The sequence below is a fragment of the Romboutsia lituseburensis genome (genome assembly GCF_024723825.1).
Lineage (GTDB): Bacteria > Bacillota > Clostridia > Peptostreptococcales > Peptostreptococcaceae > Romboutsia_F > Romboutsia_F lituseburensis_A.
Map to the genome: position 1 here is coordinate 2,103,221 of NZ_JANQBQ010000001.1, position 17,307 is coordinate 2,120,527.

The window sequence follows — 17,307 nt, forward strand, 5'->3', positions numbered from 1 at the left end:
AAAATGATGTCATATCACTAAATGTTATACAGTTTTCAAAGTACTAAAGTACAATTAAGTACTAATTTTGAGGAATGAACCCTCAAAATTAAACAGTAGGTAATTCTCCTTAGAAAGGAGGTGATCCAGCCGCACCTTCCGATACGGCTACCTTGTTACGACTTCACCCCAGTTATTGGCTTCACCTTCGACGGACGCTTCCAAAAGGTTAGCTATCCGGCTTCGGGCGCCTCCAACTCCCGTGGTGTGACGGGCGGTGTGTACAAGACCCGGGAACGCATTCACCGCAGCATTCTGATCTGCGATTACTAGTAACTCCAGCTTCATGTAGGCGAGTTTCAGCCTACAATCCGAACTGAGAATGGCTTTAAGGGATTAGCTCCGCCTCACGACTTGGCCGCCCTCTGTACCACCCATTGTAGCACGTGTGTAGCCCTAAGCATAAGGGGCATGATGATTTGACGTCATCCCCACCTTCCTCCAGGTTATCCCTGGCAGTCCCTCTAGAGTGCCCAACTTAATGCTGGCAACTAAAGGCAAGGGTTGCGCTCGTTGCGGGACTTAACCCAACATCTCACGACACGAGCTGACGACAACCATGCACCACCTGTCACTTCTGTCCCCGAAGGGAAATCTCCGATTAGGGAGAGGTCAAAAGGATGTCAAGCTTAGGTAAGGTTCTTCGCGTTGCTTCGAATTAAACCACATGCTCCGCTACTTGTGCGGGTCCCCGTCAATTCCTTTGAGTTTCACTCTTGCGAGCGTACTTCCCAGGCGGAGTACTTAATGCGTTAGCTGCGCCACCGAGGGGGGTAACCCCCGACAGCTAGTACTCATCGTTTACGGCGTGGACTACCAGGGTATCTAATCCTGTTTGCTCCCCACGCTTTCGTGCCTCAGTGTCAGTTACAGTCCAGAGAGCCGCCTTCGCAACTGGTATTCCTCCTAATATCTACGCATTTCACCGCTACACTAGGAATTCTACTCTCCTCTCCTGCACTCAAGTCTCTTAGTTTCAAAAGCTTACTACGGTTGAGCCGTAGCCTTTCACTTCTGACTTAAGAAACCACCTACGCACCCTTTACGCCCAGTAATTCCGGATAACGCTAGCCCCCTACGTATTACCGCGGCTGCTGGCACGTAGTTAGCCGGGGCTTCCTCCTCAAGTACCGTCATTATCTTCCTTGAGGACAGAGCTTTACGACCCGAAGGCCTTCATCGCTCACGCGGCGTTGCTGCATCAGGCTTTCGCCCATTGTGCAATATTCCCCACTGCTGCCTCCCGTAGGAGTTTGGACCGTGTCTCAGTTCCAATGTGGCCGATCACCCTCTCAGGTCGGCTACTGATCGTCGCCTTGGTAAGCCGTTACCTTACCAACTAGCTAATCAGACGCGGGTCCATCCTGTACCGCCGGAGCTTTGATACTTCTACCATGCGATAAAAGTATGTTATCCCGTATTAGCATACCTTTCGGTATGTTATCCGTGTGTACAGGGCAGGTTACCCACGCGTTACTCACCCGTCCGCCGCTCTCTTCCGAAGAAGATCGCTCGACTTGCATGTGTTAGGCACGCCGCCAGCGTTCATCCTGAGCCAGGATCAAACTCTCAAATAAAAGTTGTCCATTGCTCAGCTAATCATTATCTGAATATCTGGCTTGGTTGTTTGTGTTTAATTCTATAAAGAATTATGTTTGTTTCTATAAATTAACCTACTGTTTAATTTTCAAAGTTCATTTTTTCAACTTCTTAAGTTTAACAAAGTGTTTTTTCTTTGTCAACCTTTTTATTTAAGTTGTTTTGTCTTTCATGTTTGCCCTTTTCTTAAGGACAAGTATAACTATACCACCATAAATTTATATCGTCAATACTTTTTCTTAACTTTTTTTAGTTATTTTTTATTTTAATTTATTTTATTAAGTTTATCCACATATCCTTTTTATTTTATTAACATTATATACAACCTATACCTATGCTATATGCCTATTCCTTATTTTTTATCCACATTTTCACATAAAAACTCTTTTATATACTATTTAATAAAAAAACCATAAGGTATATAAAGTTCTTATGGTTTTTTTACATTCTATAAGTTGTATTTTTCTAATATTTCATCTAAAAATTTTCCATTTTCATAGAAAAGTTCACCATCTGCATATATCTTTCCATTAGATCTCATATCACAAAGCATATCCCAATGTAAAGATGATTTATTTTTCCCTCCTGCTTCTGGCATAGAATCTCCTATAGCCATATGTATTGTTCCACCTATTTTTTCATCAAATAACATATTTGATGTAAAATCTTTTATGCCATAATTAGTTCCAATAGCAACTTCACCAAAAAATTTCGAACCTTTATCTGTTTCTAGAAGCTCTTTTAATAGTTCTTCACCTTTTTCAGCTGATGCCTTTATTATTTTTCCATCTTTAACTTCTAATTTAATACCTTCTATTTGTTTTCCCATAAATATTCCAGGAAACGAAAATTTTATATATCCATTAATATCATTCTCTATAGGAGACGTAAATATCTCTCCATCAGGAAAATTCTCTTTACCATCACAATTTATCCATTTTCTACCTTTTATTCCAACCCTTATATCCGTATCCTCAGATATTATATGAAGATCGCTTTTAGTATTTAAATATTTAACCCATCTCTCTTGTTCTTTACTTATTTTTTGCCATTCCTTAATTGGATCCTCTTTATCTAACAATCCTGCCTCGTATACGAAATCTTCATACTCGCTTATGCTCATACATGCTTCTTGTGCATCAGAATATGTAGGGTATTGAGTTCCACACCATCTTAAACTACCATCTCCACAACGTTGTGAATATATAGATCTCCATTTTGATGACCCTTGCTGTGATAGCTTTATTTTTTTAGGATCTACTTTTGATAATGATCTTGTATTTCTACCTCCCCATGCTGTAAGCCATACATCGGCATTTTCTAATAAAGTCTCATATATTAAATTTCCTTGTTTTAACTGTTCTTCACTTGCATATTTTAATTTAACTTCTGATACTTCTTCTGATTCCAATCTATACTCTACATGCGCTCCTGACTTTATAGCCTCTTTAGCAACTTCAATTACCCACGGTGTAGCAACTTCATCTGCACATATAAATACAATATCATCTTTTTTTATTCCTGTTGAATAATTCACTAGTAACTTAGCTAGTTTACTTAATCTTTCATCTGCCATTAGAGTCCTCCCTGAATTAATTTATAGTTTTATAAGTTGCTATAAATTGTAGTTATAAAATGCAAAAAAGTCTAGAATATAAAATTCTAGACTTTAATTAAAATAAAAAACATTACGTGGCTACGTCTTACTCTCCCAGGGGGTCGCCCCCCAAGTACCATCAGCGCTAAAGAGCTTAACTTCTGTGTTCGGAATGGGAACAGGTGTATCCTCTTTGCTATAATAACCACATAATCTTTATTTGGAGCGGGTGAAGGGGATCGAACCCTCACAGCCGGCTTGGAAGGCCGGAACTCTACCATTGAGCTACACCCGCATGTTTTTAGAGTTAATACTCTGAAAACTGTATATCATTTAGAATGAATCATTTTGTTGGTCAAGTCCTCGACCTATTAGTATCGATAAGCTAAATACATTACTGCACTTACACCTTCGACCTATCAACCAGGTAGTCTTCCTGGGGTCTTACCCTTACGGTGGGAAATCTTATCTTGAAGTTGGCTTCGCGCTTAGATGCTTTCAGCGCTTATCCATTCCGTACATAGCTACCCAGCCATGCCCTTGGCAGAACAACTGGTACACCAGAGGTACGTCCATCCCGGTCCTCTCGTACTAAGGACAGGTCTCCTCAAATTTCCTACGCCTGCGACGGATAGGGACCGAACTGTCTCACGACGTTCTGAACCCAGCTCGCGTACCACTTTAATGGGCGAACAGCCCAACCCTTGGGACCTACTACAGCCCCAGGATGTGATGAGCCGACATCGAGGTGCCAAACCTCCCCGTCGATGTGGACTCTTGGGGGAGATAAGCCTGTTATCCCCAGGGTAGCTTTTATCCGTTGAGCGATGGCCCTTCCATGCGGTACCACCGGATCACTAAGTCCGACTTTCGTCCTTGCTCGACCTGTATGTCTTGCAATCAAGCTTCCTTTTGCCTTTGCACTCTTCGCACGATTTCCGACCGTGCTGAGGAAACCTTTGAGCGCCTCCGTTACTTTTTAGGAGGCGACCGCCCCAGTCAAACTGCCCACCTGACGGTGTCCCAAGACCTGATTCAAGGCCTATGGTTAGGATCCCAGTACTACAAGGGTGGTATCCCAAGGATGACTCCACACAAACTGGCGTTCATGCTTCATAGTCTCCCACCTATCCTGTACATGTAGTACCAAGACCCAACGTCAAGCTACAGTAAAGCTCCATGGGGTCTTTCCGTCCTGTCGCAGGTACCCGGCATCTTCACCGGGATTACAATTTCACCGAGTCTATTGTTGAGACAGTGCCCAAATCGTTACGCCTTTCGTGCGGGTCGGAACTTACCCGACAAGGAATTTCGCTACCTTAGGACCGTTATAGTTACGGCCGCCGTTTACTGGGGCTTAAGTTCACTGCTTCGGATTGCTCCTGACAGATCCCCTTAACCTTCCAGCACCGGGCAGGCGTCAGCTCCTATACATCGTCTTGCGACTTAGCAGAAACCTGTGTTTTTGGTAAACAGTCGCTTGGGCCTATTCTCTGCGGCCATCCAAAGGATGGCACCCCTTCTCCCTAAGTTACGGGGTCATTTTGCCGAGTTCCTTAACAATAGTTCTCTCGCTGGCCTTAGGATACTCTCCTCACCCACCTGTGTCGGTTTACGGTACGGGCGCCTTTAAACTCGATAGAGACTTTTCTCGACAGTGTGAAATCAGCTACTTCGCTACTAAATTTCGCTCCCCATCGTACCCCAGCATTATCTAGACGGATTTGCCTATCTAGACTGCCTCAGTACTTAGCCACACATAACCAACAGTGTGGTTAGCTTATCCTACTGTGTCATCCCATTTCTCAAACGCTTATTGGCGGTACAGGAATATCAACCTGTTGTCCATCACCTACGCCTTTCGGCCTCGGCTTAGGTCCCGACTAACCCAGGGCGGACGAACCTTCCCCTGGAAACCTTGGGTTTACGGCCCGTGGGATTCTCACCCACGTCTCGCTACTCATGCCAACATTCTCACTCGTATACTGTCCACATGTCCTTACGGTCATGCTTCAGCCTGCATACGAAGCTCCCCTACCCATCATAATGATGCCGTAGCTTCGGTAGTACGTTTTAGCCCCGGAAATTTTCGGCGCAGGATCACTCGACCAGTGAGCTATTACGCACTCTTTAAATGAGTGGCTGCTTCTAAGCCAACATCCTGGTTGTCTGTGCAATCCCACATCCTTTACCACTTAACGTACATTTAGGGACCTTAGCTGACGATCTGGGCTGTTGCCCTCTTGACTATGAATCTTATCACCCACAGTCTGACTCCCAAGTAAAAGAAAACGGCATTCGGAGTTTGATAGTCTTCGGTAAGTGCAATACCCCCTAGGACATTCAGTGCTCTACCTCCGTTTCTCTACGCTTGAGGCTAGCCCTAAAGCTATTTCGGGGAGAACCAGCTATCTCCGGGCTCGATTGGAATTTCACCGCTATCCACAAGTCATCCCCGAGCTTTTCAACGCTCGTGGGTTCGGTCCTCCACGAAATTTTACTTTCGCTTCAACCTGCTCATGGATAGGTCGCCCGGTTTCGGGTCTACGTCAAGTAACTTAGGTCGCCCATTTAAGACTCGCTTTCGCTACGGCTCCACACCTGAAGTGCTTAACCTTGCTACTTAACGTAACTCGTTGGCCCGTTCTACAAAAAGTACGCGGTCACACAAGAAATGTGCTCCCACAGCTTGTAAGTGCAGGGTTTCAGGTTCTATTTCACTCCCCTCCCGGGGTTCTTTTCACCTTTCCCTCACGGTACTATGCGCTATCGGTCACTAGGTAGTATTTAGGCTTGGAGGATGGTCCCTCCTGCTTCCCACAGGGTTTCACGTGTCCCGTGGTACTCTGGATCATGCTAGTAGCTTTCTCGTTTCAATTACAGGGCTATTACCTTCTATGGCGGAGCTTTCCAACTCTCTTCATTTACGATAGTGCATCCATGTTGCATGTCCGCAACCCCAATGAAGAAAACTTCATTGGTTTGGCCTTATCCGCGTTCGCTCGCCGCTACTTACGGAATCGAATTTCTTTCTTTTCCTCCAGGTACTTAGATGTTTCAGTTCCCCGGGTTCCCCTCATTAAGCTATGTATTCACTTAACAATACTTAGACATTACTCTAAGTGAGTTTCCTCATTCGGAAATCTTCGGATCAAAGTTTACGTGCAACTCCCCGAAGCTTATCGCAGCTTATCGCGTCCTTCATCGGCTCCTAGTGCCAAGGCATCCGCCCTGCACCCTTAATAACTTGACCAGTTATTAAAAGTTATCGCTACTGAACAAACTTCGTATTCACTCAGTTTATTCCAGTGCTTAAAGTTTGTAATTTTAAAGACTTTTCTTGTCGATGATATTTTTAGAAGTTATCTTCTTCATATATAAAATGATGTCATATCACTAAATGTTATACAGTTTTCAAAGTACTAAAGTACAATTAAGTACTAATTTTGAGGAATGAACCCTCAAAATTAAACAGTAGGTAATTCTCCTTAGAAAGGAGGTGATCCAGCCGCACCTTCCGATACGGCTACCTTGTTACGACTTCACCCCAGTTATTGGCTTCACCTTCGACGGACGCTTCCAAAAGGTTAGCTATCCGGCTTCGGGCGCCTCCAACTCCCGTGGTGTGACGGGCGGTGTGTACAAGACCCGGGAACGCATTCACCGCAGCATTCTGATCTGCGATTACTAGTAACTCCAGCTTCATGTAGGCGAGTTTCAGCCTACAATCCGAACTGAGAATGGCTTTAAGGGATTAGCTCCGCCTCACGACTTGGCCGCCCTCTGTACCACCCATTGTAGCACGTGTGTAGCCCTAAGCATAAGGGGCATGATGATTTGACGTCATCCCCACCTTCCTCCAGGTTATCCCTGGCAGTCCCTCTAGAGTGCCCAACTTAATGCTGGCAACTAAAGGCAAGGGTTGCGCTCGTTGCGGGACTTAACCCAACATCTCACGACACGAGCTGACGACAACCATGCACCACCTGTCACTTCTGTCCCCGAAGGGAAATCTCCGATTAGGGAGAGGTCAAAAGGATGTCAAGCTTAGGTAAGGTTCTTCGCGTTGCTTCGAATTAAACCACATGCTCCGCTACTTGTGCGGGTCCCCGTCAATTCCTTTGAGTTTCACTCTTGCGAGCGTACTTCCCAGGCGGAGTACTTAATGCGTTAGCTGCGCCACCGAGGGGGGTAACCCCCGACAGCTAGTACTCATCGTTTACGGCGTGGACTACCAGGGTATCTAATCCTGTTTGCTCCCCACGCTTTCGTGCCTCAGTGTCAGTTACAGTCCAGAGAGCCGCCTTCGCAACTGGTATTCCTCCTAATATCTACGCATTTCACCGCTACACTAGGAATTCTACTCTCCTCTCCTGCACTCAAGTCTCTTAGTTTCAAAAGCTTACTACGGTTGAGCCGTAGCCTTTCACTTCTGACTTAAGAAACCACCTACGCACCCTTTACGCCCAGTAATTCCGGATAACGCTAGCCCCCTACGTATTACCGCGGCTGCTGGCACGTAGTTAGCCGGGGCTTCCTCCTCAAGTACCGTCATTATCTTCCTTGAGGACAGAGCTTTACGACCCGAAGGCCTTCATCGCTCACGCGGCGTTGCTGCATCAGGCTTTCGCCCATTGTGCAATATTCCCCACTGCTGCCTCCCGTAGGAGTTTGGACCGTGTCTCAGTTCCAATGTGGCCGATCACCCTCTCAGGTCGGCTACTGATCGTCGCCTTGGTAAGCCGTTACCTTACCAACTAGCTAATCAGACGCGGGTCCATCCTGTACCGCCGGAGCTTTGATACTTCTACCATGCGATAAAAGTATGTTATCCCGTATTAGCATACCTTTCGGTATGTTATCCGTGTGTACAGGGCAGGTTACCCACGCGTTACTCACCCGTCCGCCGCTCTCTTCCGAAGAAGATCGCTCGACTTGCATGTGTTAGGCACGCCGCCAGCGTTCATCCTGAGCCAGGATCAAACTCTCAAATAAAAGTTGTCCATTGCTCAGCTAATCATTATCTGAATATCTGGCTTGGTTGTTTGTGTTTAATTCTATAAAGAATTATGTTTGTTTCTATAAATTAACCTACTGTTTAATTTTCAAAGTTCATTTTTTCAACTTCTTAAGTTTAACAAAGTGTTTTTTCTTTGTCAACCTTTTTATTTAAGTTGTTTTGTCTTTCATGTTTGCCCTTTTCTTAAGGACAAGTATAACTATACCATCATAAGTTTATATCGTCAATACCTTTTTTTAACTTTTTTTAACTTTTTTTAATAATATATAATATTTTTTTCTTATCATTTATGTAATCCACAAGCTAGGTATAGCATATTTTAATGTTTTACAATAGTTATACACATTTTAATATTTTTGTTTTTATTTTTCATTAATCAACTAATATAAATTATATATGCTTATTGCTTTCTACTAAAAAATACTCAAAATATATTTGAGTATTTTAAAAACAAACTAAGTGACTAAACCCATAAACAAAGTAATTTTTTTATTTTGTGTATGCAATTTTCCAACTACATGTTATATATATTTGATTCTTTATTATATAAGCATCAATATCACCTTGCATTTTTTCTATCAGCGTCTTTGTTATTGATAAACCAAGCCCACTACTTTTGCTGCTATTTCTAGAAATATCTTGTTTATAAAATCTATTGAATAACAATTTTACATCTTCTTCATTTAAATTTTCAACTTTATTGGATATAATCAACATAACTTTATCGTCTACTTTTTTCAATTCAATATGTTCATTTCCTTTAGAGTACTTAATTAAATTTGTCATTAGATTTTCAATTATTCTAACAATATCTGTTTTGTTACCCAGTACAATTAAATTTTCCTCTTTTATATCTATATTTAAATCGATTCCCTTACTCTTAAATTCATCATAAAATGAAGCTATTAATTCATATAAGATATTATTCAGATTTATATATTCCATTTCAATAGTATATTCTGGTGATTCTACAATAGAAAATATAAAAAATTTTTCTAATATTTTTTTTAAGTTATTAGCTTTCCTTTCAGCTGTATTTATACACTCTAATTGTTTTTCATATGATGTGCCCTCTCTTTTTGACATTTGTATATATCCTAATATAGACGTTAACGGCGTCCTTATATCATGAGATATATTAGCAATAGCCCTCTTTAGCTCATTCTCCGTATTTTTTTGTTTAATAACAGCATTTATGCTTATATTTATATGATCATTTATAACTCTCGATAAATTTTCTATATCTCTATCAAATAAACTTATATCTACTTTCTTTCTTGTGCATCCTCTATTATATTCATTTAATTGCTTAGCTATATTTTTTATTTCTTTTTTTATAAAATATAAATAGGTAAGTAAAATAATGATTGCTATACTTAAAATTATTATTACACCTATTTTACTCACCTCTTTCTTTTATTTTATATCTTGATTCTTAAATACATAAATACCTAGTATATTAAATACTACTGTTGTTACTATGGAGCTTATTATTATCCTATTAATAGTATCTAATTCTGGCGATTGTGAACATATATCCATCAACATAAATATTGGATGATATTCTAATATTTCAAATGGGATCATATTAGTCAAAAACATTGGAGATATTAAAAAAGCTATTCCTATAGTTACTATAAGTGCTTTATTTTTTATTATAGTGGCTAGTAGCATAAATAAGCTTGCTATACTCATAAATATAACTATAATTAAACTTAGAGTTTTAACCATATGTACAACAACATTAATTGTCAAAGATATTCCAAATCCATGCATTATAGTACCTATGAATAATGTAATTATGGGTACTGCACATATTAGTATAGATATGCCTATAAATACACTAAATAATTTTGCAATATATACATTACTTCTTTCATGACCATACGTTAATAAGTTTTTATATGTTCCTATACTATATTCATCACATGTAATAAAACTTATTAAATACATTACTCCCACAACTAATATAGGGGTCCATCCTAATCCAGACATAAAAAACTCTATGCCTTTTAAACTACGAGGATTCGTAAATGTATTTATTATAAATCCATATGATCTATTATTAAAAGTTCCAGACATAAGTTCTAAGTGAACCGTATCTGAATTAATAGATACTATTATCGTCATAAGTACGCACCATAAAGAAAATATTATTAAACCTTTGTAAGTTTTTCCATATCTTAACTTATATAGTTCTGATTTAACTAAATTATACATTTTTACACCCTCCTATTAAATTTACATAGTAATCCTCTAAATCTTCTCCACTAGTCATAATTTGTTGAATTTCTATGTTATTTTTTGAAAGGACAGATGAAACTTTTCCTGGTTGATTTATATAATCAAATAACTTTATAGTGTTATCATTTACAACCTTAAAGTTGTTTGTATTTAACTGATCTTCTATAATAATTGCAGCTCGGTTTATATCATCTACCTTTATATCTAAACTTAACTTACATCTTTCTTCTAAATCTTGAGAACTAAATTCATCTATTAATTTACCATTACTTATCACTCCATACGTAGTAGCTAATTGATTTAACTCTTTTAATATGTGGCTTGATATTAATATTGTAGTATCTTTTTCTTTATTAATTTTTTTTAATAGTTCTCTTATCTCTACTATAGATACTGGATCTAACCCATTTATAGGCTCATCAAGAATTAAAAATTCAGGATCTCCTAAAAGGGCTATTGCTATAGCTAATTTTTGTTTCATTCCTAAAGAAAAGTTTTTGACTTTTTTATTTTTAGTGTTTTTTAAATTTACTAAATCAAGAACTCTATCTATCTCCTCTTTTCCTGAAATACCCCTTTGTAATCTTATAGCTTCTAGATTTTGATATGCTGTCATTTCATGATACAATGCAGGGCTTTCTATCAATGATCCTATTCTTTTTCTTTGAGTTTTGATATTTTCATCTCTATCACTATTGAATAAAATTATATTTCCTGAAGTAATTTTTACCAATCCAGTTATAAGTCTAATCACACTCGTCTTACCCGCTCCATTCTCACCTATAAATCCGTAAATATCACCCCTTCTTATATTCATGTTAACATTATCTACAATTAGCTTATCCTTATATTTCTTGCTTAAATTTACGGTCCTTAATATGTACTCTTCCATAATTATCCCCCTTCTTATTGATTTACTTTTATTATATATAGTAATTAATAATAAACATTAAAGAAATCATTAAGAAAGTCTTAAGTTTTACACTTCTAGTTTATATCCAATTCCCCATATAGTTTGTATATACTCATTTTCAGCATACTTAGATATTTTATTTCTCAAATTGCTTATATGTACATTTATAGTATTATCATCACCCATATAATTTTCCTGCCATACACTCTCAAATATATTAGACTTTGTAAATACCTTTTTGGGGTTATATATAAATAAATGTAATATATCAAACTCTCTAGATGTAAGACATATATCTTTTCCGTTTATCTTAATTTCTCTTGTATCTATATTTAAATTTATCTCTCTAAAAATTATTTCATTAGTTTTACAGTATATATTTTTTTCACTATTATACCTTCTAAGGTTACTTTCTACTCTTGCAAGTACTTCATCTACATCAAAAGGTTTAGATATAAAATCATCTGCACCATTCTTGAGCATATCAATTTTTGTATGCTTATCATCTTTTGCAGATATTATTATAACTGGCATATTTTTATTTTGTCTTATCTTTAAAAGCAATTCTTCTCCGCTTAAACCAGGAATCATTAGGTCTAATAATACTGCATCGAAATTTTGCATTTCTAAATAAATAAGAGCTTCTGTACCTGAATATGCAGATTTAGTTATATATCCATTACTATTCATTATCTCATTAAGTAATTTATTTATATCGTTATCATCCTCAACTATTAATATGTTCATCTCTATATCCCCTATTAATTTTATTCTTTATTATATTTTATACTTATCTCGCCATATTTTCCATATACAACAAAAAAGTCTAGAATATAAAATTCTAGACTTTAATTAAAATAAAAAAAGATTACGTGGCTACGTCTTACTCTCCCAGGGGGTCGCCCCCCAAGTACCATCAGCGCTAAAGAGCTTAACTTCTGTGTTCGGAATGGGAACAGGTGTATCCTCTTTGCTATAATAACCACATAATCTTTATTTGGAGCGGGTGAAGGGGATCGAACCCTCACAGCCGGCTTGGAAGGCCGGAACTCTACCATTGAGCTACACCCGCATGTTTTTAAAGTTAATACTCTGAAAACTGTATATCATTTAGAATGAATCATTTGTTGGTCAAGTCCTCGACCTATTAGTATCGATAAGCTAAATACATTACTGCACTTACACCTTCGACCTATCAACCAGGTAGTCTTCCTGGGGTCTTACCCTTACGGTGGGAAATCTTATCTTGAAGTTGGCTTCGCGCTTAGATGCTTTCAGCGCTTATCCATTCCGTACATAGCTACCCAGCCATGCCCTTGGCAGAACAACTGGTACACCAGAGGTACGTCCATCCCGGTCCTCTCGTACTAAGGACAGGTCTCCTCAAATTTCCTACGCCTGCGACGGATAGGGACCGAACTGTCTCACGACGTTCTGAACCCAGCTCGCGTACCACTTTAATGGGCGAACAGCCCAACCCTTGGGACCTACTACAGCCCCAGGATGTGATGAGCCGACATCGAGGTGCCAAACCTCCCCGTCGATGTGGACTCTTGGGGGAGATAAGCCTGTTATCCCCAGGGTAGCTTTTATCCGTTGAGCGATGGCCCTTCCATGCGGTACCACCGGATCACTAAGTCCGACTTTCGTCCTTGCTCGACCTGTATGTCTTGCAATCAAGCTTCCTTTTGCCTTTGCACTCTTCGCACGATTTCCGACCGTGCTGAGGAAACCTTTGAGCGCCTCCGTTACTTTTTAGGAGGCGACCGCCCCAGTCAAACTGCCCACCTGACGGTGTCCCAAGACCTGATTCAAGGCCTATGGTTAGGATCCCAGTACTACAAGGGTGGTATCCCAAGGATGACTCCACACAAACTGGCGTTCATGCTTCATAGTCTCCCACCTATCCTGTACATGTAGTACCAAGACCCAACGTCAAGCTACAGTAAAGCTCCATGGGGTCTTTCCGTCCTGTCGCAGGTACCCGGCATCTTCACCGGGATTACAATTTCACCGAGTCTATTGTTGAGACAGTGCCCAAATCGTTACGCCTTTCGTGCGGGTCGGAACTTACCCGACAAGGAATTTCGCTACCTTAGGACCGTTATAGTTACGGCCGCCGTTTACTGGGGCTTAAGTTCACTGCTTCGGATTGCTCCTGACAGATCCCCTTAACCTTCCAGCACCGGGCAGGCGTCAGCTCCTATACATCGTCTTGCGACTTAGCAGAAACCTGTGTTTTTGGTAAACAGTCGCTTGGGCCTATTCTCTGCGGCCATCCAAAGGATGGCACCCCTTCTCCCTAAGTTACGGGGTCATTTTGCCGAGTTCCTTAACAATAGTTCTCTCGCTGGCCTTAGGATACTCTCCTCACCCACCTGTGTCGGTTTACGGTACGGGCGCCTTTAAACTCGATAGAGACTTTTCTCGACAGTGTGAAATCAGCTACTTCGCTACTAAATTTCGCTCCCCATCGTACCCCAGCATTATCTAGACGGATTTGCCTATCTAGACTGCCTCAGTACTTAGCCACACATAACCAACAGTGTGGTTAGCTTATCCTACTGTGTCATCCCATTTCTCAAACGCTTATTGGCGGTACAGGAATATCAACCTGTTGTCCATCACCTACGCCTTTCGGCCTCGGCTTAGGTCCCGACTAACCCAGGGCGGACGAACCTTCCCCTGGAAACCTTGGGTTTACGGCCCGTGGGATTCTCACCCACGTCTCGCTACTCATGCCAACATTCTCACTCGTATACTGTCCACATGTCCTTACGGTCATGCTTCAGCCTGCATACGAAGCTCCCCTACCCATCATAATGATGCCGTAGCTTCGGTAGTACGTTTTAGCCCCGGAAATTTTCGGCGCAGGATCACTCGACCAGTGAGCTATTACGCACTCTTTAAATGAGTGGCTGCTTCTAAGCCAACATCCTGGTTGTCTGTGCAATCCCACATCCTTTACCACTTAACGTACATTTAGGGACCTTAGCTGACGATCTGGGCTGTTGCCCTCTTGACTATGAATCTTATCACCCACAGTCTGACTCCCAAGTAAAAGAAAACGGCATTCGGAGTTTGATAGTCTTCGGTAAGTGCAATACCCCCTAGGACATTCAGTGCTCTACCTCCGTTTCTCTACGCTTGAGGCTAGCCCTAAAGCTATTTCGGGGAGAACCAGCTATCTCCGGGCTCGATTGGAATTTCACCGCTATCCACAAGTCATCCCCGAGCTTTTCAACGCTCGTGGGTTCGGTCCTCCACGAAATTTTACTTTCGCTTCAACCTGCTCATGGATAGGTCGCCCGGTTTCGGGTCTACGTCAAGTAACTTAGGTCGCCCATTTAAGACTCGCTTTCGCTACGGCTCCACACCTGAAGTGCTTAACCTTGCTACTTAACGTAACTCGTTGGCCCGTTCTACAAAAAGTACGCGGTCACACAAGAAATGTGCTCCCACAGCTTGTAAGTGCAGGGTTTCAGGTTCTATTTCACTCCCCTCCCGGGGTTCTTTTCACCTTTCCCTCACGGTACTATGCGCTATCGGTCACTAGGTAGTATTTAGGCTTGGAGGATGGTCCCTCCTGCTTCCCACAGGGTTTCACGTGTCCCGTGGTACTCTGGATCATGCTAGTAGCTTTCTCGTTTCAATTACAGGGCTATTACCTTCTATGGCGGAGCTTTCCAACTCTCTTCATTTACGATAGTGCATCCATGTTGCATGTCCGCAACCCCAATGAAGAAAACTTCATTGGTTTGGCCTTATCCGCGTTCGCTCGCCGCTACTTACGGAATCGAATTTCTTTCTTTTCCTCCAGGTACTTAGATGTTTCAGTTCCCCGGGTTCCCCTCATTAAGCTATGTATTCACTTAACAATACTTAGACATTACTCTAAGTGAGTTTCCTCATTCGGAAATCTTCGGATCAAAGTTTACGTGCAACTCCCCGAAGCTTATCGCAGCTTATCGCGTCCTTCATCGGCTCCTAGTGCCAAGGCATCCGCCCTGCACCCTTAATAACTTGACCAGTTATTAAAAGTTATCGCTACTGAACAAACTTCGTATTCACTCAGTTTATTCCAGTGCTTAAAGTTTGTAATTTTAAAGACTTTTCTTGTCGATGATATTTTTAGAAGTTATCTTCTTCATATATAAAATGATGTCATATCACTAAATGTTATACAGTTTTCAAAGTACTAAAGTACAATTAAGTACTAATTTTGAGGAATGAACCCTCAAAATTAAACAGTAGGTAATTCTCCTTAGAAAGGAGGTGATCCAGCCGCACCTTCCGATACGGCTACCTTGTTACGACTTCACCCCAGTTATTGGCTTCACCTTCGACGGACGCTTCCAAAAGGTTAGCTATCCGGCTTCGGGCGCCTCCAACTCCCGTGGTGTGACGGGCGGTGTGTACAAGACCCGGGAACGCATTCACCGCAGCATTCTGATCTGCGATTACTAGTAACTCCAGCTTCATGTAGGCGAGTTTCAGCCTACAATCCGAACTGAGAATGGCTTTAAGGGATTAGCTCCGCCTCACGACTTGGCCGCCCTCTGTACCACCCATTGTAGCACGTGTGTAGCCCTAAGCATAAGGGGCATGATGATTTGACGTCATCCCCACCTTCCTCCAGGTTATCCCTGGCAGTCCCTCTAGAGTGCCCAACTTAATGCTGGCAACTAAAGGCAAGGGTTGCGCTCGTTGCGGGACTTAACCCAACATCTCACGACACGAGCTGACGACAACCATGCACCACCTGTCACTTCTGTCCCCGAAGGGAAATCTCCGATTAGGGAGAGGTCAAAAGGATGTCAAGCTTAGGTAAGGTTCTTCGCGTTGCTTCGAATTAAACCACATGCTCCGCTACTTGTGCGGGTCCCCGTCAATTCCTTTGAGTTTCACTCTTGCGAGCGTACTTCCCAGGCGGAGTACTTAATGCGTTAGCTGCGCCACCGAGGGGGGTAACCCCCGACAGCTAGTACTCATCGTTTACGGCGTGGACTACCAGGGTATCTAATCCTGTTTGCTCCCCACGCTTTCGTGCCTCAGTGTCAGTTACAGTCCAGAGAGCCGCCTTCGCAACTGGTATTCCTCCTAATATCTACGCATTTCACCGCTACACTAGGAATTCTACTCTCCTCTCCTGCACTCAAGTCTCTTAGTTTCAAAAGCTTACTACGGTTGAGCCGTAGCCTTTCACTTCTGACTTAAGAAACCACCTACGCACCCTTTACGCCCAGTAATTCCGGATAACGCTAGCCCCCTACGTATTACCGCGGCTGCTGGCACGTAGTTAGCCGGGGCTTCCTCCTCAAGTACCGTCATTATCTTCCTTGAGGACAGAGCTTTACGACCCGAAGGCCTTCATCGCTCACGCGGCGTTGCTGCATCAGGCTTTCGCCCATTGTGCAATATTCCCCACTGCTGCCTCCCGTAGGAGTTTGGACCGTGTCTCAGTTCCAATGTGGCCGATCACCCTCTCAGGTCGGCTACTGATCGTCGCCTTGGTAAGCCGTTACCTTACCAACTAGCTAATCAGACGCGGGTCCATCCTGTACCGCCGGAGCTTTGATACTTCTACCATGCGATAAAAGTATGTTATCCCGTATTAGCATACCTTTCGGTATGTTATCCGTGTGTACAGGGCAGGTTACCCACGCGTTACTCACCCGTCCGCCGCTCTCTTCCGAAGAAGATCGCTCGACTTGCATGTGTTAGGCACGCCGCCAGCGTTCATCCTGAGCCAGGATCAAACTCTCAAATAAAAGTTGTCCATTGCTCAGCTAATCATTATCTGAATATCTGGCTTGGTTGTTTGTGTTTAATTCTATAAAGAATTATGTTTGTTTCTATAAATTAACCTACTGTTTAATTTTCAAAGTTCATTTT

The 17,307-nt window shown here is 41.8% G+C and carries 5 protein-coding genes, 2 tRNA genes and 7 rRNA genes; all 14 read right to left on the minus strand.

The annotated features are described in order from the left end of the window. Window positions 1-113 precede the first annotated feature (113 nt). The 14 genes from NWE74_RS10085 to NWE74_RS10150 all read right to left on the minus strand — a co-directional run bounded on the left by NWE74_RS10085 (window position 114) and on the right by NWE74_RS10150 (window position 17,183). Window positions 114-1,616, minus strand: a 16S ribosomal RNA gene (locus tag NWE74_RS10085). 470 nt (window positions 1,617-2,086) lie between these two features. Then, window positions 2,087-3,214 carry an aminopeptidase gene (locus NWE74_RS10090; protein WP_258243056.1) on the minus strand — a complete coding sequence of 376 codons (1,128 nt, stop codon included), beginning with the start codon at window positions 3,212-3,214 and terminating at the stop codon, window positions 2,087-2,089. 114 nt (window positions 3,215-3,328) lie between these two features. Continuing rightward, window positions 3,329-3,445, minus strand: a 5S ribosomal RNA gene (gene rrf, locus NWE74_RS10095). Window positions 3,446-3,456: 11 nt separating this feature from the next. After that, window positions 3,457-3,530: transfer RNA gene (locus tag NWE74_RS10100), tRNA-Gly, on the minus strand. 56 nt (window positions 3,531-3,586) lie between these two features. Then, window positions 3,587-6,488 (minus strand): 23S ribosomal RNA (locus NWE74_RS10105). A gap of 239 nt (window positions 6,489-6,727) precedes the next feature. Continuing rightward, window positions 6,728-8,230, minus strand: a 16S ribosomal RNA gene (locus tag NWE74_RS10110). The 16S, 23S and 5S rRNA genes sit together here with 1 tRNA gene alongside, the layout of an rRNA operon. A gap of 514 nt (window positions 8,231-8,744) precedes the next feature. After that, window positions 8,745-9,662 carry a sensor histidine kinase gene (locus tag NWE74_RS10115; RefSeq protein WP_258243057.1) on the minus strand — a complete coding sequence of 306 codons (918 nt, stop codon included), beginning with the start codon at window positions 9,660-9,662 and terminating at the stop codon, window positions 8,745-8,747. 9 nt (window positions 9,663-9,671) lie between these two features. Continuing rightward, a complete protein-coding gene (locus NWE74_RS10120; protein WP_258243058.1) occupies window positions 9,672-10,475 on the minus strand; it encodes an ABC transporter permease in 804 nt (267 codons plus the stop codon). Next, window positions 10,468-11,391, minus strand: a complete 924-nt coding sequence (locus NWE74_RS10125; RefSeq protein ID WP_258243059.1) for an ATP-binding cassette domain-containing protein — start codon at window positions 11,389-11,391, stop codon at window positions 10,468-10,470. Before NWE74_RS10125 ends, NWE74_RS10120 begins: the two co-directional genes overlap by 8 nt. A gap of 87 nt (window positions 11,392-11,478) precedes the next feature. Next, complete coding sequence (locus NWE74_RS10130) at window positions 11,479-12,159, minus strand: response regulator transcription factor (protein WP_258243060.1); 681 nt, start codon at window positions 12,157-12,159, stop codon at window positions 11,479-11,481. A 123-nt stretch (window positions 12,160-12,282) separates the two neighbouring features. After that, window positions 12,283-12,399, minus strand: a 5S ribosomal RNA gene (gene rrf, locus NWE74_RS10135). Between the two features lie 11 nt (window positions 12,400-12,410). Then, a tRNA-Gly gene (locus tag NWE74_RS10140) sits at window positions 12,411-12,484 on the minus strand. Window positions 12,485-12,539: 55 nt separating this feature from the next. Continuing rightward, window positions 12,540-15,441, minus strand: a 23S ribosomal RNA gene (locus NWE74_RS10145). Window positions 15,442-15,680: 239 nt separating this feature from the next. Further along, window positions 15,681-17,183 (minus strand): 16S ribosomal RNA (locus NWE74_RS10150). Window positions 17,184-17,307: the final 124 nt, after the last annotated feature.